The sequence below is a fragment of the Streptomyces montanus genome (assembly GCF_005786655.1).
GTDB lineage: Bacteria > Actinomycetota > Actinomycetes > Streptomycetales > Streptomycetaceae > Streptomyces > Streptomyces sporangiiformans.
Genome location: NZ_VBZC01000035.1, coordinates 37085 through 59456, shown reverse-complemented (window position 1 = coordinate 59456; position 22372 = coordinate 37085). Strand labels below are relative to the sequence as shown.

General features: G+C 69.0%; 18 protein-coding genes. 16 read left to right on the top strand and 2 right to left on the bottom strand.

The window, feature by feature from the left end:
- The first annotated feature begins 88 nt into the window (after positions 1-88).
- From FE633_RS28410 to FE633_RS28400, 3 genes are all read left to right on the top strand, one after another.
- Positions 89-703: a hypothetical protein gene (locus tag FE633_RS28410; protein WP_138048032.1), complete on the top strand. Its 615-nt coding sequence runs from the start codon at positions 89-91 to the stop codon at positions 701-703.
- Positions 624-1418, top strand: a complete 795-nt coding sequence (locus tag FE633_RS28405) for a hypothetical protein (protein WP_246113863.1) — start codon at positions 624-626, stop codon at positions 1416-1418. Before FE633_RS28410 ends, FE633_RS28405 begins: the two co-directional genes overlap by 80 nt.
- Positions 1419-2063: 645 nt before the next feature.
- Positions 2064-3218, top strand: a complete 1155-nt coding sequence (locus FE633_RS28400; RefSeq protein ID WP_138048031.1) for a hypothetical protein — start codon at positions 2064-2066, stop codon at positions 3216-3218.
- A 732-nt stretch (positions 3219-3950) separates the two neighbouring features.
- Here FE633_RS28400 and FE633_RS28385 read toward each other — a convergent pair.
- Positions 3951-4994, bottom strand: coding sequence for an NADP-dependent oxidoreductase (locus FE633_RS28385; RefSeq protein WP_138048029.1), 1044 nt, complete (start codon positions 4992-4994; stop codon positions 3951-3953).
- Positions 4995-5096: 102 nt separating this feature from the next.
- Between FE633_RS28385 and FE633_RS28380 the strand changes: the two genes are divergently transcribed.
- The 10 genes from FE633_RS28380 to FE633_RS28335 all read left to right on the top strand — a co-directional run bounded on the left by FE633_RS28380 (position 5097) and on the right by FE633_RS28335 (position 17882).
- Complete coding sequence (locus FE633_RS28380; RefSeq protein WP_138048028.1) at positions 5097-6083, top strand: LysR family transcriptional regulator; 987 nt, start codon at positions 5097-5099, stop codon at positions 6081-6083.
- A gap of 146 nt (positions 6084-6229) precedes the next feature.
- Positions 6230-7231, top strand: a complete 1002-nt coding sequence (locus tag FE633_RS28375; protein ID WP_138048027.1) for a hypothetical protein — start codon at positions 6230-6232, stop codon at positions 7229-7231.
- 333 nt (positions 7232-7564) lie between these two features.
- Entirely contained in the window at positions 7565-8947 is a 1383-nt protein-coding gene (locus FE633_RS28370) for a nitrate/nitrite transporter (RefSeq protein WP_138048026.1), read from the top strand.
- A gap of 101 nt (positions 8948-9048) precedes the next feature.
- Positions 9049-10209, top strand: coding sequence for a uroporphyrinogen-III synthase (locus FE633_RS28365; protein WP_138048025.1), 1161 nt, complete (start codon positions 9049-9051; stop codon positions 10207-10209).
- Positions 10210-10402: 193 nt separating this feature from the next.
- Positions 10403-11002 carry a CGNR zinc finger domain-containing protein gene (locus tag FE633_RS28360; protein WP_138048024.1) on the top strand — a complete coding sequence of 200 codons (600 nt, stop codon included), beginning with the start codon at positions 10403-10405 and terminating at the stop codon, positions 11000-11002.
- Between the two features lie 348 nt (positions 11003-11350).
- Complete coding sequence (locus FE633_RS28355) at positions 11351-11872, top strand: sigma-70 family RNA polymerase sigma factor (protein ID WP_010039908.1); 522 nt, start codon at positions 11351-11353, stop codon at positions 11870-11872.
- 38 nt (positions 11873-11910) lie between these two features.
- A complete protein-coding gene (locus tag FE633_RS28350) occupies positions 11911-12684 on the top strand; it encodes an anti-sigma factor family protein (protein ID WP_138048023.1) in 774 nt (257 codons plus the stop codon).
- Positions 12685-12767: 83 nt separating this feature from the next.
- Positions 12768-15185, top strand: coding sequence for a HelD family protein (locus tag FE633_RS28345; RefSeq protein ID WP_138048022.1), 2418 nt, complete (start codon positions 12768-12770; stop codon positions 15183-15185).
- A 425-nt stretch (positions 15186-15610) separates the two neighbouring features.
- The gene (locus tag FE633_RS28340) at positions 15611-17044 is read left to right on the top strand and encodes an NAD-dependent malic enzyme (protein ID WP_138048021.1); all 1434 of its coding nucleotides are present in this window, start codon (positions 15611-15613) and stop codon (positions 17042-17044) included.
- Positions 17045-17600: 556 nt separating this feature from the next.
- Positions 17601-17882 carry an HU family DNA-binding protein gene (locus tag FE633_RS28335; protein ID WP_007382399.1) on the top strand — a complete coding sequence of 94 codons (282 nt, stop codon included), beginning with the start codon at positions 17601-17603 and terminating at the stop codon, positions 17880-17882.
- Between the two features lie 161 nt (positions 17883-18043).
- Here FE633_RS28335 and murA read toward each other — a convergent pair whose 3' ends face one another.
- Entirely contained in the window at positions 18044-19390 is a 1347-nt protein-coding gene (murA, locus tag FE633_RS28330) for a UDP-N-acetylglucosamine 1-carboxyvinyltransferase (protein ID WP_138048020.1), read from the bottom strand.
- A gap of 250 nt (positions 19391-19640) precedes the next feature.
- Between murA and FE633_RS28325 the strand changes: the two genes are divergently transcribed.
- The 3 genes from FE633_RS28325 (at position 19641) to FE633_RS28315 (ending at position 22367) form a co-directional block, all read left to right on the top strand.
- Positions 19641-20213: a YqgE/AlgH family protein gene (locus tag FE633_RS28325; RefSeq protein WP_171060155.1), complete on the top strand. Its 573-nt coding sequence runs from the start codon at positions 19641-19643 to the stop codon at positions 20211-20213.
- A 175-nt stretch (positions 20214-20388) separates the two neighbouring features.
- Positions 20389-20673, top strand: coding sequence for a DUF3039 domain-containing protein (locus FE633_RS28320; protein ID WP_162931190.1), 285 nt, complete (start codon positions 20389-20391; stop codon positions 20671-20673).
- A 365-nt stretch (positions 20674-21038) separates the two neighbouring features.
- Positions 21039-22367, top strand: coding sequence for an extracellular solute-binding protein (locus tag FE633_RS28315; protein ID WP_138048018.1), 1329 nt, complete (start codon positions 21039-21041; stop codon positions 22365-22367).
- The last annotated feature ends 5 nt before the right edge of the window (positions 22368-22372 follow it).

Here is a 22372-nt window from a genome sequence, read left to right as displayed (position 1 = left end):
CCGGACAAGAAAGCGAACACCCATGTACACGACCGACTGTCCCACCGCCTGGGATCACCTGCCCACACGCTCAGCATGGGCTAGGCACATGACGACGAACGTCGTAGGTCAGGTCGCCTGGATTGTGCTCTACCCCGGTCTTTTCTATGTGATGGTGGTGTTCACATCTCAGGCGTATGTCCTCGTTTTCGTCCCCTTCATCCTTTATTCCCTCTACCGGTTCTTCGTCCAGTTCACCTACTTCCCCTGGGCCCTCCGCATGCGCCGCATCTTGCGCGAGTACCCCTGGCAGGTGCTCGACGCGGTGCCCAGCGGCCTCGGTAAATACCCCGGAGCCCGGGACGACGGGATCTGGTTCGAGTTCCGTAATCCGGCGGACCCGGGCGAAAAGATCCCCTTGGTGTTCATCAAGCATCAGCGGTCGTACTGGTGGCTGAAGCGCATGGACGGCCCCCGTACCAAGCCCGAGCGCAGGGCCCAGATCGAACCCCTCTGGTTCGCCGGCGACCCCCGCTTCCTCGGCGTCATCGCCGCACCAGGCCGAGGGGGCAAGGCGCCCAAGCGCCTCCACGTTCTATACCAGCGGCCTGTCTTCGACAGCCGTTGTGCGTCGGAGAGTTGGGGTGCCGACACCGCTGACATCGAGCGTGCTCGCCGTGCTGGAGCCCGGTACCTCGACAACGCCCCGCAGCCCCACGCATAGCGGCGAGCGCACACGAGTCATGACGACGTCCCCACCGCAATTCCTTCTTCATCCCAGCGTCAACGCACCGGGAGAGGGCATCTGGTTCGCCACCCCCGCAGGATTCACCGACCTCCCTCTCGAAGCCCTCGTGGCACCGCTCGGCGCTCCCGAGGCGAAAACGTCCGCTGAGGCCTTGTCGTATCTCCTCGCCTCGGCGCCGGACGAAATGATCCGTCAGCGCTTCATTGCCCAACTGGCCACTGCGCAAAGGATGTTCCATGCCCTGCAGGCAGAGGGCACGGTGCACTGCTCCCTGGGCCTGCATCGCGACGACACAGGTGACGGCGACGGAGGTGCGCTGCTGTCCCTGTTCACCATCACCTGGGTGGGCATCGCCAGGTCCCCGCGTGGAGCCACGGCTGCCCGGGCCGTTGCGACGGCTGAGAGACATACCCATGTCGAGTACGCCGAACTCCCCTGCGGCCCAGCCACGTTCAGCGAGACCGTACGCACCGCGACCGGCGAATCGGGCCTGCCCCAGGACCCGCTGCTTCAGATCCACGCACACCTTCCGCACCCGGACGGTGCAAGCCTGGCGTTGCTCACCCTGAGCACAACGGCTGTGGCCCATCGCGAGCACTACCGCGCGTTCCTCCGACACATCGCGAACCTGGTCAGCTTCGAAAGCCCGTTTGGGCCTGTATCCGAGGACGAAGGGTCCCGACGAACGTGACAACACCACCGCTGCCCTGGGCCTCGCACCCGGCCATCAACCACCCGCCCACGGGCCGCGCGATCCGCAGACGCGTCCTCCGGCAGGCGCTCCTCCTCCTCGTGATGTGGCCCGCCCTCATCCTTGTCCCGCTCGCGGGGGCGGCTTCCGGAAACGATCGCTTCATTCCTGTGCTCGGCATGGTCATGTGCACCCTCGTGCCGGTTCTGCTTCCGCTCAACATCTGGGCCGCCGTCTCCACCCTCCGTATGCGTCGCATGCTCAGCCCGCATTCGTGGCAACCTGTCGAGTGCGAGGTCATACCGGCAGTCGCGCATGGATGGCGTCTCAGAGAATTCGAGGACCAGCCGGATGGGCGCGAAGTCCGGGTGCCGGCCATCCTGCGGATAGGCGACAGTGTCGTGACGGCTGCGCCCTTCAAGCGATACGTGAGTACGCGGCTCACTCAGGTCTGGTGCGCCGGACACCCGCACCAAGGAGGCGTGGCCGCCGAGCCCGGCGGAGCGCGCCCGTTCCGGCTCGTTCGGTACAAAGGGCCGACGTCCGCCAGGACATCGGCATGAGGGTGTTGGGGTGCCTCGACGTTTCCAGAGACTGAGTGACTGGCAGGCCCTCATAGGCTGGCAGGCCCCCATAGGAACGGACATGACGAACACCTCCAACGAACGTCCCTCACCCCAAGGCTCGCTGTTCCGTGCCGCGCCGCTCCCGGAAGCGCCTGGTGCGCCCACATCCTCGGCGGATCGCGTGACCTTGCTGCGGGCTCAGGCTGACGCCCTCAACGCCCTGGTCCGTGAGGATCTTTCACGTGGTCGCTCGGCAGTGTTCCTGCTGTGTGCGGTCGTCCTGACGGCGGTGTGCGCGCTGGTTCCCGTTGTGATGATCGATGTCGCGACCTCCAAAGACGGGAATGACGCCACCGACGTAGCCGTGGCGGGCGTGCTGGCCTGTCTCCTGCTCGCCCTCCTCGCGCTTCCCGCGCTTCTGGTTCTGCGCAGGCTGAGGGTGCGTGGTGTTCAGCGGCGACGGCTCATGGAGCAGTGGGCCGCCGTGGACCGCGGGTACGACTCCGAGTTCCCGTCCGTCTACGGTTCGCAGGGTTATCCGCACGCCCGGTTCTTCAACGCGTGCCTTGTCCTCACCCTGGTTCTCATCCTGGTGATCGCCGTGTTGGCGGACACATCGGATCCGAGTGTGCTCGCGATGCTTCCGGGCCTGGCTGCTGCCGGCTTTCTCGCCTGGGCCCCGATCAAGAAGTACGCCGACCGGTTCAGCTGGTCATCGAGGGAGCAGGTGATTCGGGGCAGGGAGAGGAGGAGGCAGAAGCATCGCGAACAGGTGAATGCGACACCCACTGCCCAGGTCTTCCTGGCTTTCGGTCTTCCGAGGTTTCTGCTTCGGCGGCGACGGGATCGGGCGACGCTTGCCGAGGCCGCGCTACCGCTCGCTGCCGCGTTCGGTTCGGGTACGTCGGTGTATCCCATCCGCTACGGACTCAACGAGGTGACCGACCAGGTCTCAGTCGCAGGTCCTGCCGCCTGGGATCGCGGACCGGTGCGGATGGGTGCGCTGGTCCAGGAGGGGGACACGTTGCGACTGCGCGGGACGGACGGGACCGCCCTCGATCTGCCCCTCGCACAGCTTCTCGGGGCGGCCTTCATCGCCAACACCGTCGCCTGGCTCGATCCGACCGTCGATCTGCTGCTCCACTCAGGGGAGGCCATCGAGGTGCGTACCTCCGACGCACGTGTCCTCGCTGATGCGCTTTCCAGCGCCGGAGTGCGAACGGTCTCTGCATAGACGCTGGAGCTGTGATGCGTCACCCAGGGCGACGCCGCCCGCTGTGCTCGTCAGCGTGTGGCAAATTTGGGCCACCGAAAGCGCGGTGTTCCCCGTTGCAACGTGCCTACGGCACGACTGGGCGGCGCGGATTTGCCGATTGGTCAGGTGGTGCGCGGAGAAGGGTGTGCCTTCAGGCTTCGTATCAGCTCGCGTAGGCCAGGGCGGGTCGTCACGAGGATGACGTCCGGTTCGTCGCTCTCTCGGAGGTGGATGGCTCCGGTAGGGGTGGCCGCCACGTGGACGCAGTTCGATCCGTCTGGGCTGTAGGTGGACTTCTGCCAGTTGAGTGCGTGCACTTCGGTACCTCCGCTCAGCTCGAGCAGCTGCGCCAGCTGGGCGCGGGCGATGACAGGTCCGCCGTACGAGGCGGCGCTGCGCTGGGCCTGCCTCTCTGCGGCTGACCGCGCTGGGAGTCGGGCGGTTGCGCGTGAGCGTCTGGGACAGCAGCCCTCACGTCCCCGCGCCCTTCGACAAGCCGCCCCGCGATTGCGTACCACCCGTCCCGGTCGACGCGGAAGGAGGGCGCGGCCTGCTCCTCGTGCAGGAGTACGCGAGTTCGTGGGGCGGCCGGCCGCTTGGGGATGACCGTCTCGGGCGGGGTGCAGGGAAGCTGCTGTGGTTCGAGGTGGGAGGAGGTGGGGCGATGCGGCGGGTGGCAGCTTGATGGCTGGCCGCTGCCCTCGCGCGCACTCACTGGCCAGACGAAATCCCCGTGTTGTCCGACGCGACTTGCGCGGTGGCTCGCACGATGACTTTGCCGGTGTTCTCGCCGCGCAGCATGCCCAGGAACGCGTGCACGATGTGCTCGAAGCCGTCCACCACCGTCTCGTCCGGCGTGAGGCGGCCGTTCTGCAGATGCGGTATCGCGAACTCGTACAACTCGTCCTGTAGATCACGGTAGTTGCTGACCAGGAAGCCCTCCATGCGGATGCTCTTCTCCACGATGTCCGCGTAGTTGAAGCGTGGGGGCGGGGCGTCGGCGGTGTTGTACTGGCTGATCGTGCCGATGCGGATGATGCGGCCGAACTCGCGCAGCGCTCCGACCGCCGCGGCCAGCTGTTCGCCGCCGACGTTGTCGACGAACACGTCGATGCCGTCCGGTGCGGCCTTGGCGAGCAGGTCGGCGGTGGGGCCGTCGTGGTAGTCGAACGCGGCGTCATAGCCCACTTTCCGCGTGAGGTGGTCGGCCTTCGCGGCCGAGCCCGCGCTGCCCACGAGCCGCCCGGCGCCCAGGAGTCTGGCGAACCGCGCGGTCGCCGTTCCGACCCCGCCCGCGGCGGCCGACACGAACAGGTCCTCGCCCGCCTGGAGACGGGCGATCCGGGTCAGGCCCACATAGGCGGTCAGGCCGGTGCCGCCGAGGATGCCCAAGTACGCGGTCAGGGGCACCCCGTCGAAGCGAGGAAGCCGCCGGATCTCCTCCGGTGTGACCACCGCGTGGGTGCGCCAGCCCTGCCGGTGGAAGACGATCTCGCCCTCGGCCAGTTGAGGCGTGCGTGAGGCGATGACCCGCCCGATGGTGCGGCCTTCCAGCGGTGCGCCGAGCGCGAAGCCGCCGGGCACGTCGTCCATCATCTCGCGGTGGTAGGGGTCGACTGACCAGAGGAGGTTCTCCACGAGCGCTCTGCCGGGGGCGGGGTCGGGAAGCGTGGACTCGACGAAGGCGAAGTGCTCGGCCGTGGGGAAGCCGTGGGGGCGGGCGGTCTGGTGCACGGTGAGCGCGGTCTCGTTCATGGACGGTGACCGTAGGGCGGGAATGCCCCTCCTGGGCAGCCGGTTGGGCTCATGCGACACACCGATCCATGAGCAGTCCTCATACGCCGAGGTGGGCGCCCCATGACCCGTACGACCGACTCCGATCTCGCCCCGCACGAACTGCGCGTCCTGGTGGCGGTCGCGGACACCGGCGGCTTCTCGGCCGCGGCCGGCACGCTCGGCTTGACCCAGTCCGCGGTCTCCCACTCGGTGCGTGGCAGTGAACGCAAGATCGGTGCCGTGCTCTTCGAGCGCGGCCGTACCGGCGCCCGCGCCACCCCTGCCGGTGAGAAAGCCGTCGCGTACGCCCGCCGCGTCCTGCGCATGCTGGACCTGCTCGCCGCCGAGGCGCGCGGTGCGGCACGGCCCCACGCGGGCCGGCCCGATGCTGTGGAGGGGCCGCTGCGGATCGTGGCCTTCCGTAGCGCGGCCCTCCACCTGCTGCCGCCCGTCCTGCGGCGGCTGCGCGACCGGCACCCGGGGATCGAGCCGCAGGTGCGGATCGTACGCGAGGTGGGACGCGGTACCGCCGGCGAAGTGGCCGACGGGAAGGCCGACCTGGGCATCGCCACACTCGGCGGCTCCGTGCCGCTTCCACCGGGTCTGGTCGCGCGAGGACTTCTCGAAGAGCCGTACTCCCTGGTGCATGCGGCCGGCCACGCCGCCCCGCGCTCGCTCCCGCTCGTCGACTGGGCCGAGAACTGCGGCTCGTACACCCGCGACTGGTGGGCCGCACAGGACTGGATCCCGAAGGCGACCGTCGAGGCCGAGGACGACGGAGCGGTCCTGTCACTGGTGAGCGGAGGGCACGGAATGGCGATCATGCCCGCGCTCTCCCTGGTCGGAGCACCGGACTCGGTCGAGGTCGCCGATCTCGGACCCCGGCGCCCGACACGCCAGGTCGGCTATGTCACCACCTCCGAACTGGCCGGATCCGCCGTCGTACGCGCCTTGGTGAGGGAGTTGCGGGCCACGGTGCCCCAACTGCGCGCTGCCACGGTGCCCCAACTGCGCGCTGCCACGGTTCCCCAACTGCGCGCTGCCACGGTTCCCCAACTGGGCGCCTGATGGCGGTGCATGCGCGGCTGCTCGGCCAAGGCCGGGCCAGTCGGCCAAGGCTGGGTCAAAGGGTGGGGCCCTCGGTTCCCCCGTGGTCCGCGTGCGTGAAAAGGTGAGGAAGTTGCTGACGTGAATACGGGGAGTGGCGGGCAGGCATGAGCAAGCGCCAGGTGCAGAAGATGTTCCGGCTCATGGCGAGTGGGGAGGCCGTTGAGCTCACCAGTGCCATGGCGTCCGTGAAGAAGCTCGCCCGGCTTGCCTTCATCGCGGAGCAGTTCGGGTATCAGTACGCGGATGTGCGGCAGTCGGGCGGGCAGAACAACGCGCTGAAGATGCTCATCCTGCCGGATCCCGGCCCGCAGGCTCAGACCCGGGCCGCGCAGAACTGGGCCCAGTACCCGCAGGCCGCCGGCGGCGGGCCGTTGCCTCCCTTCGTGCCCGACGCACTGGAGCTGCTCAAGGCCCGGATCAACTTCGACCTGACCGGGAAGAACGCCGAGAAGCGGATGCTGTACGCGGGCCTCGGCGTCACCGTCGGGTGTGTGGTCCTGGCGTTGCGAACCGGCGGGGACGGCATCGCCTTCGCCGTTTCGGGGATCTTCTGGGTACTCCTCGTGGGAATCCTCGGCATCGGGGTCGCCGTCACCCGGAAGCGGAACGCCAAGTTCGCCGCACGACTGCAGGGCGCCGGGTTCACGGCTGTTACGGATGAAACGGGGAGGGTGCGGTATCTGCCTCCGGGCTGGCAGATGCCCGGCGGCCAGTTGCCGGGTGCGCAGCCTCTGGGTGCGCAGCCTTCGGGTGCGCAGCATCCGGGGCAGGGGAATCCGTTCGCGGGGCAGCATGGCGGTCAGCCGGCACAGCAGTACGGTCAGCCGGGGCAGCAGTACGGCAGTGGTCCGTACGGCAGTGGTCCGTACGGCAGTGGTCCGTACGGCGGCCCGCAGGGCGGTGCGCCCGTCCCCGGGCCGTACGCGCCTCAGCAGCCGCAGCCTCAGCAGCAAGCCCCCGGCCCGTACGCACCTCCGCAGGCGCCCTCCGCCGGGCCCTACGGCGGACAGCCCGGCCCCGGTCCGTATGCCCAGCCCCAGCCCCAGCCGCCGTCCCAGCCCCAGCCGAACAGTCCCTACGGTCGGCCACAACCGCCTCAGCACTGAACCGAGAGCTCTGATCGCGGCCACTGGCTCCGGCTCAAGCGCCCCGCCCCCACAAAAGACGGGAGGCTTCTTCTTTACCCCTCCCTTTTACCCCTCCCTCTGTCCCGCGAGCTGAGCCCAGCCCTCGCACCATCACGTACGCTCGCTCCTCACGGCGAGAAGTGCGACCGTCAGACCTCACCGGCGCCCCCGCCCGATCGTGAGAGCAACGTTCCCGGACGGTCACTCGCAGCCACAGACCCGAAACGCGCCATCCCTACCTTCGGGACTCATCACCCATGTACGACAGAGCCGCCGTACGACAGCTGAGCACCGGAGAACCGTGGAGGCGTCATGACAGCCCCTAGCACAGCCCCCGCCACGAGCAGGGGAGGTCGCTGGATCGAGCACTGGGATCCCGAGGACGAGACCTTCTGGAATGAGACGGGGGAGAAGGTCGCCCGGAGGAACCTCTTCTTCTCCGTGCTGTCCGAGCACATCGGGTTCTCCATCTGGACCGTATGGTCGGTGATGGTGCTCTTCATGGGCCCCGAATACGGGCTCACCCCGGCCGACAAGTTCTTCCTCGTCTCGATGGCGACGCTGGTCGGCGCCATCGTGCGTGTCCCGTACACCTTCGCCGTCGCCCTCTTCGGCGGTCGGAACTGGACGATCGTCTCGGCCAGCCTGCTGCTCATTCCGACGGTCGCCGCGTTCATCGTGATGGAGCCCGGGACGTCCTTCACCACGTTCCTGGTGTGCGCCATGCTCGCCGGCATCGGCGGCGGCAACTTCGCCTCCAGCATGACCAACATCAACGCGTTCTTCCCGCTGCGGAAGAAGGGCTGGGCGCTCGGCCTCAACGCGGGCGGCGGCAACATCGGCGTGCCCGTCGTGCAGCTCGTCGGCCTCGCGGTCATCGGCGCCAGCGGCGGCCCGCGCGTACTGCTCGGGATCTACATCCCGCTCATCGTCATCGCCGCCGTCCTCGCCGCGGTCAAGATGGACAACATCGCGCACCTGAAGAACGACAGCGGTGCCGCCAAGGAGTGCGTCAAGGACGCGCACACCTGGATCATGTCCTTCCTCTACATCGGCACCTTCGGCTCCTTCATCGGCTACAGCTTCGCCTTCGGCCTGGTGCTCCAGACCCAGTTCGGGCGGACCCCGCTGCAGGCCGCGTACGTCACCTTCATCGGCCCGCTGCTCGGTTCGCTGATCCGGCCCGTGGGCGGCGCGCTCGCCGACCGCTTCGGTGGCGCGAAGATCACGCTGTGGAACTACGTCGCCATGGCCGCCGCCACCGGCGTCATCGTCATCGCGTCCATGCAGAAGTCCCTGCCGCTGTTCACCACCGCGTTCATCGCCCTGTTCGTCCTCAGCGGACTCGGCAACGGCTCCACCTTCAAGATGATCCCGGGCATCTTCCAGGCCAAGGCCCTCGCCAAGGGGCTCGAGGGCGAGGAGGCCGCCGCGTACGGGCGCCGGCTGTCCGGTGCCTCCATGGGAATCATCGGGGCCGTGGGCGCGCTCGGCGGGCTCGGCATCAACCTCGCCTTCCGGCAGTCGTTCCTGAGCGTAGGCTCGGGAACCGGTGCCTTCGTCGCCTTCCTCGCCTTCTACGGGCTCTGCTTCGCGGTCACCTGGGCCGTATACCTTCGCCGCCAGGCGCCCGCCCAGAGCCAGTCCACAGCGGCCGCCGAGACGAAGCCGCAGCTCAGCTACGCGGAGGTGTGACGTAACACCGTCGACATCAAGCGGAACCGAGCCCGTCATGAGCTGTTGACAGGCTCGGTCGACCGCTGGTGTAGGACGAATCGAACGCGGGACGAGAGCTGATGTACGACGAACTGCAGCCCACAGACCGACACGACCACGGCCCGCTCGCGGGATTCACCGTAGGTGTGACGGCGGCCCGCCGTGCCGAAGAACTCGGTGCGCTGCTTCAGCGGCGCGGAGCCGCGGTCATCCACGCACCTGCCCTGCGCATCGTGTCTCTCTCCGACGACAGTGAACTGCTCGCGGCGACCAAGGAACTGCTCGACGTGGCCCCGGACGTCGTGGTCGCCACCACCGCCATCGGGTTCCGGGGATGGATCGAGGCGGCCGACGGGTGGGGTTTCGGTGAGGCCCTGCTCGACCGGCTGCGCGGTGTCGAACTGCTCGCCCGCGGACCCAAGGTCAAAGGGGCGGTCCGGGCCGCGGGACTCACCGAGGACTGGTCCCCGTCGTCCGAGTCCATGGCCGAGGTACTCGACCGGCTGCTGGAGGAGGGCGTCGACGGGCGCCGGGTCGCGGTGCAGCTGCACGGCGAGCCGCTGCCCGGCTTCGTCGAGGCGCTGCGGGCCGGGGGAGCCGAGGTCGTCGGCGTTCCCGTCTACCGGTGGATGCCGCCGGAGGACATCGGGCCCGTCGACCGGCTGCTCGATGCCACCGTCAGCCGCGGCCTGGACGCGCTGACCTTCACCAGCGCACCGGCCGCCGCCTCGCTGCTGGGCCGCGCCGAGGACCGCGGGCTGCTGCCCGAGTTGCTCGACGCCCTCAACCACGACGTGCTGGCCGCCTGCGTCGGACCGGTCACCGCGCTGCCCCTGCAGGCCCGGGGCGTCGACACGGTCCAGCCGGAACGCTTCCGGCTCGGCCCCCTCGTACAGCTGCTGTGTCAGGAGCTTCCGTCCAGGGCGCGGACATTGCCGATCGCGGGGCACCGGGTGGAGATCCGCGGCCACGCGGTGATGGTGGACAACGCGCTGCGGCCCGTGCCACCCGCCGGGATGTCCCTGCTGCGGGCGCTGTCCCGGCGCCCGGGCTGGGTCGTGTCCCGCGCCGACCTGCTGCGCGCCCTGCCCGGCGCCGGCCGGGACGAACACGCGGTGGAGACGGCGATGGCCCGCCTGCGCACGGCACTTGGGGCGCCCAAGCTGATCCAGACGGTCGTCAAGCGTGGCTACCGTCTCGCACTCGACCCGGCCGCCCACTCGAAGTACGCGGATTCCTGACGGTTGACGTGACCGTCCCCGGCTGCCGTCTGACGGACGTACGACATGGACGTACGGCACGGACCTACGCAGGGGCGGGCGGCACGAGCAGGCGGTACTGGGGGTTCCGGCCGCGCCCGCGGGGAGGCACTGTAGGGGGTACGGACCCTTCGCCGACCCCTCATGGCGGTAACCCCAAGGCGGTGACAGGCACATGGCACTGGGCGCAGCCACGGCCACGGCCTCGTACGAGCTGCGGTTCGACTCCGGGCGGATCTGCCTGGACCTGCTGGCGACGACACATCCCGAGGAACGGCTCGACGCGGTCGAGCCCCTGCGGGCCTGGATCATCGGAGCCGGGCTGGTTCCACCGGATACGCCGCCCACGGCGGCCGACGCCTCCTGGCTCGTGGGCTTTCGCGAACTGCGCGGTCACATCGGGCAGTTGGTGCGCGGGCAGCCCTCGCGGGACTCCCGGCACTTCGGTGTCGCGCTGGCCCGAGTCAACGAACTGGCCCGCGCCGCACCGCCCGCCCCGCGCGCTGTCTGGGGCGACGACGGCTCCCTCGTGCGTGCCCTCGAGGGCCCGCCCGCGTGCGCGGCCCTCCTCGCCGTCGTCGCCCGCGATGCCGTGGAGCTCCTCACCGATCCCGTCGCCCGCGCGAGCATGCGTCAGTGCGAGGGCGACAACTGCCCCATCGTCTACCTCGATACGTCCCGCGGCCGCAGGCGCAGGTGGTGCTCGAGTGAGGTCTGCGGAAACCGGGAAAGGGTGGCCCGGCACCGCCGCCGTGCGGCGCTCGCCCGCGCCTAGGTCAGGTTCCGGCCCCACGAGTGTGCCGGAATGCCTTGAACATCCCCTTTGTGCGCTTCCGTTCCCAAGTGATGTTGGTTACATCTAGTTTCCTACGGCCGTCGCGCGGGCAGCGATTCGTTTTTGCCAGCGTGGCGTGAATGTGAAGCCCTTGTGGCAGGAATGTGCGGCCTTGTCCGGCTGCTCCAGCCCGCCCGAAGAAACAGTGGCCTCAGCTTGAACACAACTCCGCACGCGTCCGTACCTGGTGGAGAGCGACCGACTCGGGGGAACCCCCGGACACCGGAGGTAGGCGTGCGCAAGGATTCCGCCGTGGCCGATGAACGACCTCCGAGGGCCCGACATCGCATGTCCCAGCCCTCGGAACCCGACGAGGAGCTGATGCGTGCGCTGTACAGGGAACACGCGGGGCCCCTGCTCGCCTATGTGCTGCGGCTGGTCGCGGGAGACCGCCAGCGTGCCGAAGACGTCGTGCAGGAGACGCTCATCCGTGCCTGGAAGAACGCCGGTCAGCTCAACCGAGCTACCGGTTCGGTACGACCCTGGCTGGTGACGGTCGCCCGGCGCATCGTCATCGACGGGCACCGCAGCCGGCAGGCCCGGCCTCAGGAGGTGGACCCGTCGCCGCTGGAGGTCATCCCCGCGGAGGACGAGATCGACAAGGCGTTGTGGCTGATGACACTGTCGGACGCGCTGGACGACCTGACCCCGGCTCACCGTGAGGTCCTGGTCGAGACGTACTTCAAGGGACGTACCGTCAACGAGGCGGCTGAGACGCTGGGCATACCCAGCGGCACCGTTCGCTCACGGGTGTTCTATGCCCTCCGTTCGATGAAGCTGGCACTGGAAGAGCGCGGGGTGACGGCATGAACACATACGGGGGATACGGAACGGGTACCCCTGGACCTATGCATGGTTCGCAGGGCCAGGGTGATGTGCACGAGACGGTCGGCGCGTACGCCCTCGGCATCCTCGATGACGCGGAGGCGAGCGCCTTCGAGGCGCACCTCGCGACGTGTGACTGGTGTGCCCAGCAACTGGACGAGCTCGCGGGCATGGAGCCGATGCTGGCCGCCCTCGCGGATCTGCCGGACAGCCATGGCACCCCGGCCATAGGGGAGTCGCTGTCCGCCCGCCCGAGCCCACGGCTCGCGAACCGGCTGGTCGACGAGGTCGCACAGCGTCGCGCCCAGAAGCGTCGGCGCGGCATGTATCTGGTCGCGGCCGCGGCAGCGCTGATCGTCGGCGGCCCGGTCACCGCGATCGCGGTCACCGGCGGCGACGACTCGAACAACGTGGCGGAGCCGCTCGCCAGCAGCCCCGCCGAGGACGCCTTCTTCAACCACATGAAGGAGAAGGTCTCCGCCACCGACCCGGCCACGAAGGTCAGCGCCACGGTCGGCATGGAGGGCAAGGCCTGGGGCACCCACGCCGTCCTTGAGCTCAAGAACCTCAAGGGTCCGGAGAAGTGCTCCCTGGTCGCCGTCGGCAAGAACGGCGACCGCGAGACGGTGAGCTCCTGGTCCGTCCCGAAATGGGGCTACGGCATCAAGAGCAGCACCAACGACAAGGCGAAGAAGCCGCTGTACGTGCACGGTGGCGCAGCCATGACCCCGAACGAGATCGACCACTTCGAGGTCGTGACGTTCGACGGCACGCGCCTGGTCGAGGTGAACGCGTGACCGAACACAGGTCTCAGACGTAGCCTCCCGGGGCCCCCTTCGCGTACGGTTGACGGCTGCCATGCACGTCAGAAGGGGGCCCGGTGGCCGCTCAGGTTCAGCAGCAAACCGCGCTCGGCTCGGTCCACGACTCCGTACGAGACCGAGAGATCAGCGTCGAACAGGAACACCTGGACCGGGTGTACCGGCGCCTCGAGGAGAAGATCCACGAGGCGGAGTTCCTCATGAACGACGCGGCCAAGCGCGGACAGGTCGGCACGCCGGGCGCGCTGGCCGAGCGTGACGCGCAGGTGTTCCGCGCGGGGGTCCACCTCAATCGTCTGAACAACGAGTTCGAGGACTTCCTCTTCGGACGGATCGACCTGCTGCTCGGCAAGGACGGCAAGAAGGGCCCGGACGGCGCGTACACCGCGGTCGAGCCCGCCGAGGGCGCGGTACGCCCCGACAACACGGCCGACATCGCGGAGACGCTGCACATCGGCCGGATCGGCGTTCTCGACGCGGACTACTCCCCGCTGGTCATCGACTGGCGGGCGCCGGCCGCGGCACCGTTCTACCGCTCGACGCCGGTCGATCCCGGCCGGGTCGTGCGCCGCCGGGTCATCCGCTCCAAGGGCCGCAAGGTCCTCGGCGTCGAGGACGACCTGATGCGCCCGGAGCTGACGGCCCACATCGACGGGCGTGAGCTGCCGGTGATCGGTGACGGCGCGCTGATGGCCGCGCTGGGCCAGGCCCGCAGCCACACCATGCGGGACATCGTCGCCTCCATCCAGGCCGAGCAGGACCTGGTCATCCGGGCGCCCGCCGCGTCGGTGACGTATGTGGAGGGCGGGCCCGGCACCGGCAAGACCGCGGTGGCCCTGCACCGGGCCGCCTACCTCCTCTACCAGGACCGCCGCCGGTACGCGGGCGGCATCCTGATCGTCTCGCCCACGCCGCTGCTGGTGGCGTACACCGAGGGCGTCCTGCCGTCCCTCGGGGAGGAGGGGCAGGTCGCCATCCGCGCGGTCGGCTCCCTCGTCGACGGCGCCGAGGCCACGCTCTACGACTCACCCGCGGTGGCCCGCGCCAAGGGCTCGTACCGGATGCTCAAGGTACTGCGGAAGGCGGCACGCGGGGCACTGGAGACGCCGGGCGCTCCGGCCTCTGCCCCGGCTTCTGCTCAGGCTTCCACGGGGCAGCTCGCCTTCGGCGACGACGACGGCGCGCAGACCCCTGCCGCGCCCGCCTTCACCCCCACCCGCCTCCGCGTGGTCGCCTTCGGGCGCCGCCTGGAGCTGGAGGCCGCCGAGCTGGACCGCGTCCGGCGCAATGCCCTCTCCGGCACCGCCCCTGTGAATCTGCTGCGCCCGCGTGCCCGCAAGCTGCTGCTCGACGCCCTGTGGGCACAGTCCGGTGCGGGATCCCGGCACACCGACCCGGAGCTGGCCGCCGAGCTGCGCTCGTCGTTCGACGAGGACATCACCTCCGAGGACAGCTTCATCGCGTTTCTGGACGCCTGGTGGCCCGAGCTGACGCCGCGCGCCGTGCTGGACGCGATGGCCGACGAGAAGCGGCTCGGGCGCTGGGCCAGGCGGATCCTCAACCCCGGCGAGGTGCGCCGCGTCGCCCGCTCGCTGGGGCGTGACGGGCTCTCCGTGCACGATGTGGCGATGCTCGACGAGCTGCAGGCGCTCCTCGGGGTCCCGGCCCGCCCCCGCAAGAAGCGCGACCTGGACCCGCTGGACCAGCTCACGGGCCTGGAGGAGCTGATGCCGGTCCGCGAGGAGTCGCAACGCGAGCGCGCCGAGCGGCTGGCCCAGGAACGTACCGAGTACGCGCACGTCATCGTCGACGAGGCACAGGACCTCACGCCCATGCAGTGGCGCATGATCGGCCGCCGTGGCCAGCACGCCACATGGACGGTCGTCGGCGACCCCGCCCAGTCGTCGTGGTCGGACCCGGACGAGGCCGCCGAGGCCCGCGACGAGGCCCTCGGCACCCGCCCGCGCCGCCGCTTCACGCTCACCGTGAACTACCGCAACCCGGCTGAGATCGCCGAGCTGGCCGCCAAGGTCCTGGCCCTGGCCATGCCCGGCTCGACGTCCCCGTCGGCGGTCCGCTCGACGGGCGTGGAGCCGCGTTTTGTGACAACGAACAATGGACACAGCACCGTCGTACGGGACGGACTCGCCAAGACCGTCCGGGCGGAGGCCGCGCGGCTGCTCGACCGGGTCGACGGCACAGTCGGGGTCGTCGTGGCGATGAACCGCCGGGCCGAGGCCGCCCGCTGGCTCGCCGGGCTCGGCGACCGCGTCGTGGCCCTCGGCAGCCTGGAGGCCAAGGGACTGGAGTACGACGCCACGATCGTCGTTTCACCCGCGGAGATCGCCGACGAGTCACCGGCCGGGCTGCGCGTTCTGTACGTGGCCCTCACCCGGGCCACCCAGCAGCTCACCGTGGTCTCGTCGGACCGCGACGAGCCCGACGTGAACGGGGTCCCCGACCTCCTCCGAGACTGATTCGACGGTCCCTTCGACGACCCCTGTGGCGGTCCCTTCGACGGCCCCTTCGTCGGCCCCCGAAATGAACTCTGGGACGGGAATTGCCTTACGGGGATCGTTTGTTACCGTGGATGAGGCACCGGCCCGATCCAAGCCCCCGGGCCCAACCTTCGTCGCTTCGAGCGACCACTTGCCGCGAGGCGAGCATGGCGGGTCGGTGCCACTTAAGCGCACAAGAGGTAAGAGGGGTTCACGTCACCTGGTGACGTGAACCCCTTTCTCATGTCCCAAGTAGGCCGGAATCTCCGTGGCACCCGGTGCCACCTGCGCGAACAAAAGGTTCGCAATCCGAGGCGGCTACCGCGTACTCGGCGGTAGGTGCGACGATCGGACGGCATACAAGCGGCACTAGCGACACACGGTGAAAGCAGAGGAAGTCGGCCATGGCAACGGCGCCCAGCGTCTCCTACTCGATGACGGTCCGGCTGGAGGTACCCGCGAGCGGAACCGCCGTCTCGCAGCTCACCACGGCTGTCGAGTCCTCCGGAGGCTCGGTGACCGGCCTCGACGTGACCGCGTCCGGTCACGAGAAGCTCCGCATCGACGTCACCATCGCGGCGACGTCGACGACGCACGCCGACGAGATCGTCGAGGAGCTGCGGGGCATCGAGGGCGTCACGCTCGGCAAGGTCTCCGACCGTACGTTCCTGATGCACCTCGGTGGCAAGATCGAGATGGCGTCCAAGCACCCCATCCGCAACCGTGACGACCTCTCCATGATCTACACGCCGGGTGTGGCCCGCGTCTGCATGGCGATCGCCGAGAACCCCGAGGACGCCCGGCGCCTGACCATCAAACGCAACTCGGTTGCGGTCGTGACGGACGGGTCGGCGGTGCTCGGCCTCGGGAACATCGGGCCCAAGGCGGCCCTCCCGGTCATGGAGGGCAAGGCGGCCCTCTTCAAGCGCTTCGCCGGCATCGACGCCTGGCCGATCTGCCTGGACACCCAGGACAGCGACGCGATCGTCGAGATCGTCAAGGCCATCGCCCCCGGCTTCGCGGGCATCAACCTGGAGGACATCTCCGCGCCGCGCTGCTTCGAGATCGAGGCCCGGCTGCGCGAGGCCCTCGACATCCCCGTCTTCCACGACGACCAGCACGGCACCGCCATCGTCGTACTCGCCGCCCTGACCAACGCGCTGCGCGTCACCGGCAAGGCGATCGGTGACATCCGCGTCGTCATGTCGGGCGCCGGCGCGGCCGGTACGGCCATCCTCAAGCTGCTGATCGCCGCCGGCGTCAAGCACGCGGTCGTCGCCGACATCCACGGTGTCGTGCACGCGGGCCGCGAGGACCTGGTGCAGGCCGCCCCCGACTCGCCGCTGCGCTGGATCGCCGACAACACCAACCCCGAGGGCATCACGGGCACGTTGAAGGAGGCCGTGCGCGGCTCCGACGTGTTCATCGGCGTGTCGGCTCCCAATGTGCTGGACGGCGTCGACGTGGCCGCGATGGCCGACGGCGCCATCGTGTTCGCACTCGCGAACCCCGACCCCGAGGTCGACCCGGCGATCGCCCGCGAGACTGCGGCGGTCGTGGCCACGGGCCGCTCCGACTTCCCCAACCAGATCAACAACGTCCTGGTCTTCCCGGGCGTCTTCCGCGGCCTCCTCGACGCCCAGTCGCGCACGGTCAACACGGAGATGATGCTGGCCGCCGCGACCGCCCTCGCGGACGTGGTGACCGAGGACGAGCTCAACCCGAACTACATCATCCCCAGCGTCTTCAACGACAAGGTCGCGGGCGCGGTCGCGGGCGCGGTGCGCAACGCCGCGAAGGCGGCCGGCGTGGCGGCCGCAGGCAACACGACGGCCTGAGCCCGCGCCGGCCCCTGGGGGCTGCGCCCCCAGACCCCCGTATCGGCCTGAACGGCCTCGTCCTCAAACGCCGGACGGGCTGAATTCAGCCCCTCAGGCGATTGAGGAGCGGGGTCTGGGGCGGAGACCCAGAAGGATGGGACGGGTAGGGGCGGCGGGGGCGAAAAAAGCCGCGCAGCGTCCGCTGTGACGGTTGCCACGCCGCCCCCGTACCGGCGCGTCGCCGGACACGGGGCCTGGGGCCGCCTCTAGGGTGGCGGCCAAGGCTCAGCCCCTGAGGGCCACCAGGCATCTCAGGCCCTGCGGTCCGCTGCCGGGAGCGGACGGAGCGTCACCGTTTCGAGGCTGTGGCGCTTTTCGTGTGACTCCCAGGGGTGCCGGATTGGCTTTCCCGCAGCAGGTGGGGGCAGGATGCGTCTCTGGGCGCGAGGGTCTGGCTACGGACCCGGGTCCGGGGACCGACCGAGGACCCTGGCAGCATCGGCTTCGCTGTGCCCAACATGCGGCTCCGCCGCGTGGCACGCCACAACGGCAAGAAGAACACGGGAGTAACAACATGAACCGCAGTGAGCTGGTGGCCGCGCTGGCCGACCGCGCCGAGGTGACCCGCAAGGACGCCGACGCCGTTCTGGCCGCGTTCGCCGAGACCGTCGGCGAGATCGTCGCCAAGGGCGACGAGAAGGTCACCATCCCCGGCTTCCTGACCTTCGAGCGCACCCACCGTGCCGCTCGCACCGCGCGCAACCCGCAGACCGGCGACCCGATCCAGATCCCGGCCGGCTACAGCGTCAAGGTCTCGGCGGGCTCGAAGCTCAAGGAAGCCGCCAAGGGCAAGTAAGCCTGTTGTGCGCCTCGCCCGGCGCACGGCACGGACAACGCCGATACGCCGATGGGGCGGTCACCCGAATCCGGGTGACCGCCCCATCGCGTGCGTGCGGGCTCGTGCTGAGGGCTCGTGCGTACGGGAGTACGGGACGTACTCCCGTACCGGCCGAGCGACTAGCCGAGCGCCTTGCCCGGCAGCTCCACCTTCGCCCCGAACTGCATGAGCTTCTCCATGAAGTTCTCGTAGCCGCGGTTGATCAGGTCGATGCCGTGCACCCGGGACGTGCCCTGGGCCGCCAGCGCCGCGATGAGGTACGAGAAGCCGCCGCGGAGGTCCGGGATCACGAGGTCGGCGCCCTGGAGCTTCGTCGGCCCCGACACGACCGCGGAGTGGAGGAAGTTGCGCTGGCCGAAGCGGCAGTTCGAGCCGCCGAGGCACTCGCGGTAGAGCTGGATGTGGGCGCCCATCTGGTTCAGGGCCGATGTGAAGCCGAGGCGGGACTCGTACACCGTCTCGTGGATGATCGACAGGCCCGTGGCCTGGGTCAGGGCCACCACCAGCGGCTGCTGCCAGTCCGTCTGGAAGCCGGGGTGGACGTCCGTCTCCAGGGCGATCGACTTGAGCTGGCCGCCGGGGTGCCAGAAGCGGATGCCCTCGTCGTCGATCTCGAAGGCGCCGCCGACCTTCCGGTAGGTGTTGAGGAACGTCATCATCGAGCGCTGCTGGGCGCCGCGGACGTAGATGTTGCCTTCGGTCGCCAGCGCCGCGGAAGCCCAGGAGGCGGCCTCCAGGCGGTCCGGGAGCGCCGCGTGGGTGTAGCCGCCGAGCTTGTCCACGCCCGTGACGCGGATCGTGCGGTCGGTGTCCATCGCGATGATCGCGCCCATTTTCTGCAGAACGCAGATCAGGTCCTCGATCTCCGGCTCGACGGCGGCGTTCGCCAGCTCGGTCACGCCTTCCGCCAGGACGGCCGTCAGCAGCACCTGCTCGGTCGCGCCCACGGACGGGTACGGCAGCCGGATCTTGGTGCCGCGCAGCCGCTGCGGGGCCTCCAGGTACTGGCCGTCCGCCCGCTTCTCGATCTTCGCGCCGAACTGCCGCAGCACCTCGAAGTGGAAGTCGATCGGCCGGCCGCCGATGTCGCAGCCGCCCAGGCCGGGGATGAACGCGTGGCCGAGCCGGTGCAGCAAGGGGCCGCAGAACAGGATCGGAATGCGCGAGGAACCCGCGTGCGCGTCGATGTCCGCGACGTTCGCGCTCTCCACGTGCGACGGGTCGAGGACCAGCTCGCCAGGATCCTCACCCGGACGAACCGTCACTCCGTGCAGCTGCAGCAGCCCCCGCACGACGCGTACGTCACGGATGTCGGGGACGTTGCGCAGCCGACTCGGAGCGCTGCCGAGCAGGGCGGCGACCATGGCCTTCGGTACGAGGTTCTTCGCACCGCGGACACGGATCTCACCCTCCAGCGGGGTTCCGCCGTGGACAAGCAGGACGTCATCTGAGCCGTTGACGGTCATGAATCTCGCGTTCCGATAGTTGGACAGGGCCGAAGAGGCAAGGGTAATGGCCGCCTACCCCCCTTCTGGAAGCCCAAGTACGGCCCGGCTCCGTCATAGCTTCGCCACAACACGAGACGTTTCCGGCCGGGCACGCGGGGTTACGGGCAGGGGTGTGCGCTCCACCTGCATCCTTGCGCCGTGAGCTGCATTCACATCCGTACACGCATTGCCTCCCCGCACGCGGGGAAGATGCGGGATCATGTCAGGCATGACCGAGGTGTCCTCGCTCACAGGGCGGCTGCTCGTGGCCACTCCCGCTCTGGCGGACCCGAACTTCGACCGCGCTGTGGTGCTGCTTCTCGACCACGACGAGGAGGGCTCCCTGGGTGTCGTCCTCAACCGCCCCACGCCCGTGGACGTCGGCGACATCCTCGAGGGCTGGGCGGAACTCACCGGTGAGCCCGGCGTCGTCTTCCAGGGTGGTCCGGTCTCGCTCGACTCGGCGCTCGGTGTCGCGGTCATCCCCGGTGGCTCGTCCGGTGAGCGGAGCCCGCTGGGCTGGCGCCGCGTGCACGGCGCGATCGGCCTCGTGGACCTGGAGGCCCCGCCGGAACTGCTGGCCTCCGCCCTCGGCTCGCTGCGGATCTTCGCGGGCTACGCGGGCTGGGGGCCGGGGCAACTGGAGGACGAACTCGTCGAGGGCGCCTGGTACGTCGTCGAGTCGGAGCCGGGCGACGTCTCCTCCCCGTCCCCGGAAAGGCTGTGGCGCGAGGTGCTCCGCCGTCAGCGCAACGAGCTGGCGATGGTGGCCACCTATCCGGACGATCCGTCGCTGAACTGATCTGTGGTCCGCTGCTGGACTGATCCGTGATCCGTGATCCGTCGCTGAGCTGAACTGTGATCCGTGGCTGGAACCCATCCGTGATCCGTCGCGGAACCGGTCCCTCGATTTCGTGGAAGCGAAGGGTGACAGGGTCCTGCACCGATGGCGGCGGGCTTCAGTACCCTTGGCTGTTATGAGCACTCTTGAGCCCGAGCGCGGGACTGGTACGGGGACCCTGGTCGAGCCGACGCCGCAGACCTCGCACGGTGACGGTGACCACGAGCGCTTCGCCCACTACGTCCAGAAGGACAAGATCATGGCGAGCGCGCTGGACGGCACGCCTGTTGTCGCGCTCTGCGGCAAGGTGTGGGTCCCGGGTCGCGACCCGAAGAAGTACCCCGTATGCCCCATGTGCAAGGAGATCTACGAGTCCATGGGCTCAGGCGGCGACCAGGGCAAGGGCGGCGGCGACAAGTAACGCCCTGTTGTTCTTCGGCTTCCGCACAGTGGTTCGACGTAGTGCGCGGCGCGGTGGGTCGACCACTCCGTCGCACGGCTCGGTATTAGGTCATGACGCCGAAGTGCGTCATGGGGACCGGCACGCCGGCCATGGCCGCGGCACCCTCCGTCGGGGGTGCCGCGGCTTTGTCGTGTGCGGAGTGAGGTGCGGCGAGAGGGCTCGCCGCTGAACAGGGCACTTTCAGCCGTCTCGGTCACAGAGTGGTAGAGACCTCTGGGAGGGCCTTGTTTTGCATGTTCATGAGCTCTTAGCCTCCGTGGTGTTGTGCAGAGCGAAACACCCATTGCGCATGTTGCAACGCGCGCTCCCTCGGAGGATGCCCGATGAAGTTCCCCGCCAGACTCTCAGTCCGGTTCTCTGCCCGAACAGCCGCCCCAGTAGCCGCACTTGTGGTCGCCGCTCTCACCGCGACCGCCTGTGCCCCTGAGTCCTCTGACAACTCCGGCGGCAAGGACGAGAAGAGCGGGACGCTGCGCGTGTGGCTCTTCCAGGAGGTCAACAACGGGCCGAAGAAGAAGGTCGTCGACGCCACCGTGGCCGCCTTCGAGAAGGCCCACGAGGGCACGAAGGTCAACGTCGAGTACATCCCCATCGAGACCCGTGCCGAGAAGGTCAAGGCCGCCTTCAACGACCCGAAGAGCGCGCCGGACCTCATGGAGTACGGCAACACCGACACCGCCGGTTACGTCAAGGACGGCGGACTCGCCGACGTCACCAAGGACTTCACGGACTGGAGCGAGGCGAAGGACACCGACCCGACCGCCAAGCAGTCCGTGACGGTCGACGGGAAGATCTACGGCGCCCCGTTCTTCGTCGGTGTGCGCGCCCTGTACTACCGCACCGACATCTTCAAGAAACTCGGTCTCGAAGTTCCCAAGACGCAGAGCGAGTTGATCGAGACCGCCGAGCAGATCCGGCAGGCGAAGCCGGACCTGTACGGGCTCGCGGTCGGCGGCGCGTTCACCTACGGCGCGATGCCGTTCGTCTGGTCCAACGGCGGTGAAATCGCCGAGGGCAAGGACGGTTCGTACTCCGCGACGATCGACAGCCCGCAGGCGCAGAAGGGCATCAAGGCGTACACCTCGCTCTTCGGTGACGACAACTGCCCGGCCGCCAAGTGCGCGAGCATGGGCGGCAACGACACGATCACGGCCTTCGCCTCCGGCAAGGCGGGCATGGCGATCGGCGGTGACTTCAACCACGCGGCGGTCGAGGCCGGGAAGGTGAAGGGCAAGTACGCGGTCGTACCGCTGCCGGGTCTGAAGGAGGGCTCGATAGCGCCTGCCTTCGCGGGCGGCAACAACCTCGGCGTCCTGAACAGCACTTCGCACCGCACGCTCGCCGTCGATCTGATGGAGGAACTCGCGTCGAAGAAGACGCAGGGTGAACTCTTCGACGCGATGGGCTTCCTGCCGACGTTCTCGGACGTGCGCCAGGACGTCGCGAAGAAGGAACCGTTCGTCGAGCCCTTCGTGAAGACGCTCGCCTCGGGCACCAAGTTCGTGCCCGCCTCGCCGGCCTGGGCGCAGATCGACGCGTCGCTCGTGCTGCCGACGATGTTCCAGGAGATCGCCAGCGGCAAGAAGGACGTGGCGACGGCTTCGAAGGACGCGGCGAAGAAGATGGACGACGCGTTCAGCTCCGCAGGATGAAACGG

What these genes read in the sequence shown, in the direction of transcription:
- FE633_RS28335 (WP_007382399.1), top strand. Translation starts at nt 17,601, where the DNA reads ATGAACCGCAGTGAGCTGGTGGCCGCGCTGGCCGACCGCGCCGAGGTG.
- FE633_RS28355 (WP_010039908.1), top strand. Translation starts at nt 11,351, where the DNA reads ATGTCCCAGCCCTCGGAACCCGACGAGGAGCTGATGCGTGCGCTGTAC.
- FE633_RS28360 (WP_138048024.1), top strand. Translation starts at nt 10,403, where the DNA reads ATGGCACTGGGCGCAGCCACGGCCACGGCCTCGTACGAGCTGCGGTTC.
- FE633_RS28325 (WP_171060155.1), top strand. Translation starts at nt 19,641, where the DNA reads ATGACCGAGGTGTCCTCGCTCACAGGGCGGCTGCTCGTGGCCACTCCC.
- FE633_RS28350 (WP_138048023.1), top strand. Translation starts at nt 11,911, where the DNA reads ATGCATGGTTCGCAGGGCCAGGGTGATGTGCACGAGACGGTCGGCGCG.
- FE633_RS28400 (WP_138048031.1), top strand. Translation starts at nt 2,064, where the DNA reads ATGACGAACACCTCCAACGAACGTCCCTCACCCCAAGGCTCGCTGTTC.
- FE633_RS28320 (WP_162931190.1), top strand. Translation starts at nt 20,389, where the DNA reads ATGAGCACTCTTGAGCCCGAGCGCGGGACTGGTACGGGGACCCTGGTC.
- FE633_RS28385 (WP_138048029.1), bottom strand. Translation starts at nt 4,994, where the DNA reads ATGAACGAGACCGCGCTCACCGTGCACCAGACCGCCCGCCCCCACGGC.
- FE633_RS28380 (WP_138048028.1), top strand. Translation starts at nt 5,097, where the DNA reads ATGACCCGTACGACCGACTCCGATCTCGCCCCGCACGAACTGCGCGTC.
- FE633_RS28315 (WP_138048018.1), top strand. Translation starts at nt 21,039, where the DNA reads ATGAAGTTCCCCGCCAGACTCTCAGTCCGGTTCTCTGCCCGAACAGCC.
- FE633_RS28340 (WP_138048021.1), top strand. Translation starts at nt 15,611, where the DNA reads ATGGCAACGGCGCCCAGCGTCTCCTACTCGATGACGGTCCGGCTGGAG.
- FE633_RS28365 (WP_138048025.1), top strand. Translation starts at nt 9,049, where the DNA reads ATGTACGACGAACTGCAGCCCACAGACCGACACGACCACGGCCCGCTC.
- FE633_RS28410 (WP_138048032.1), top strand. Translation starts at nt 89, where the DNA reads ATGACGACGAACGTCGTAGGTCAGGTCGCCTGGATTGTGCTCTACCCC.
- murA (WP_138048020.1), bottom strand. Translation starts at nt 19,390, where the DNA reads ATGACCGTCAACGGCTCAGATGACGTCCTGCTTGTCCACGGCGGAACC.
- FE633_RS28375 (WP_138048027.1), top strand. Translation starts at nt 6,230, where the DNA reads ATGAGCAAGCGCCAGGTGCAGAAGATGTTCCGGCTCATGGCGAGTGGG.
- FE633_RS28370 (WP_138048026.1), top strand. Translation starts at nt 7,565, where the DNA reads ATGACAGCCCCTAGCACAGCCCCCGCCACGAGCAGGGGAGGTCGCTGG.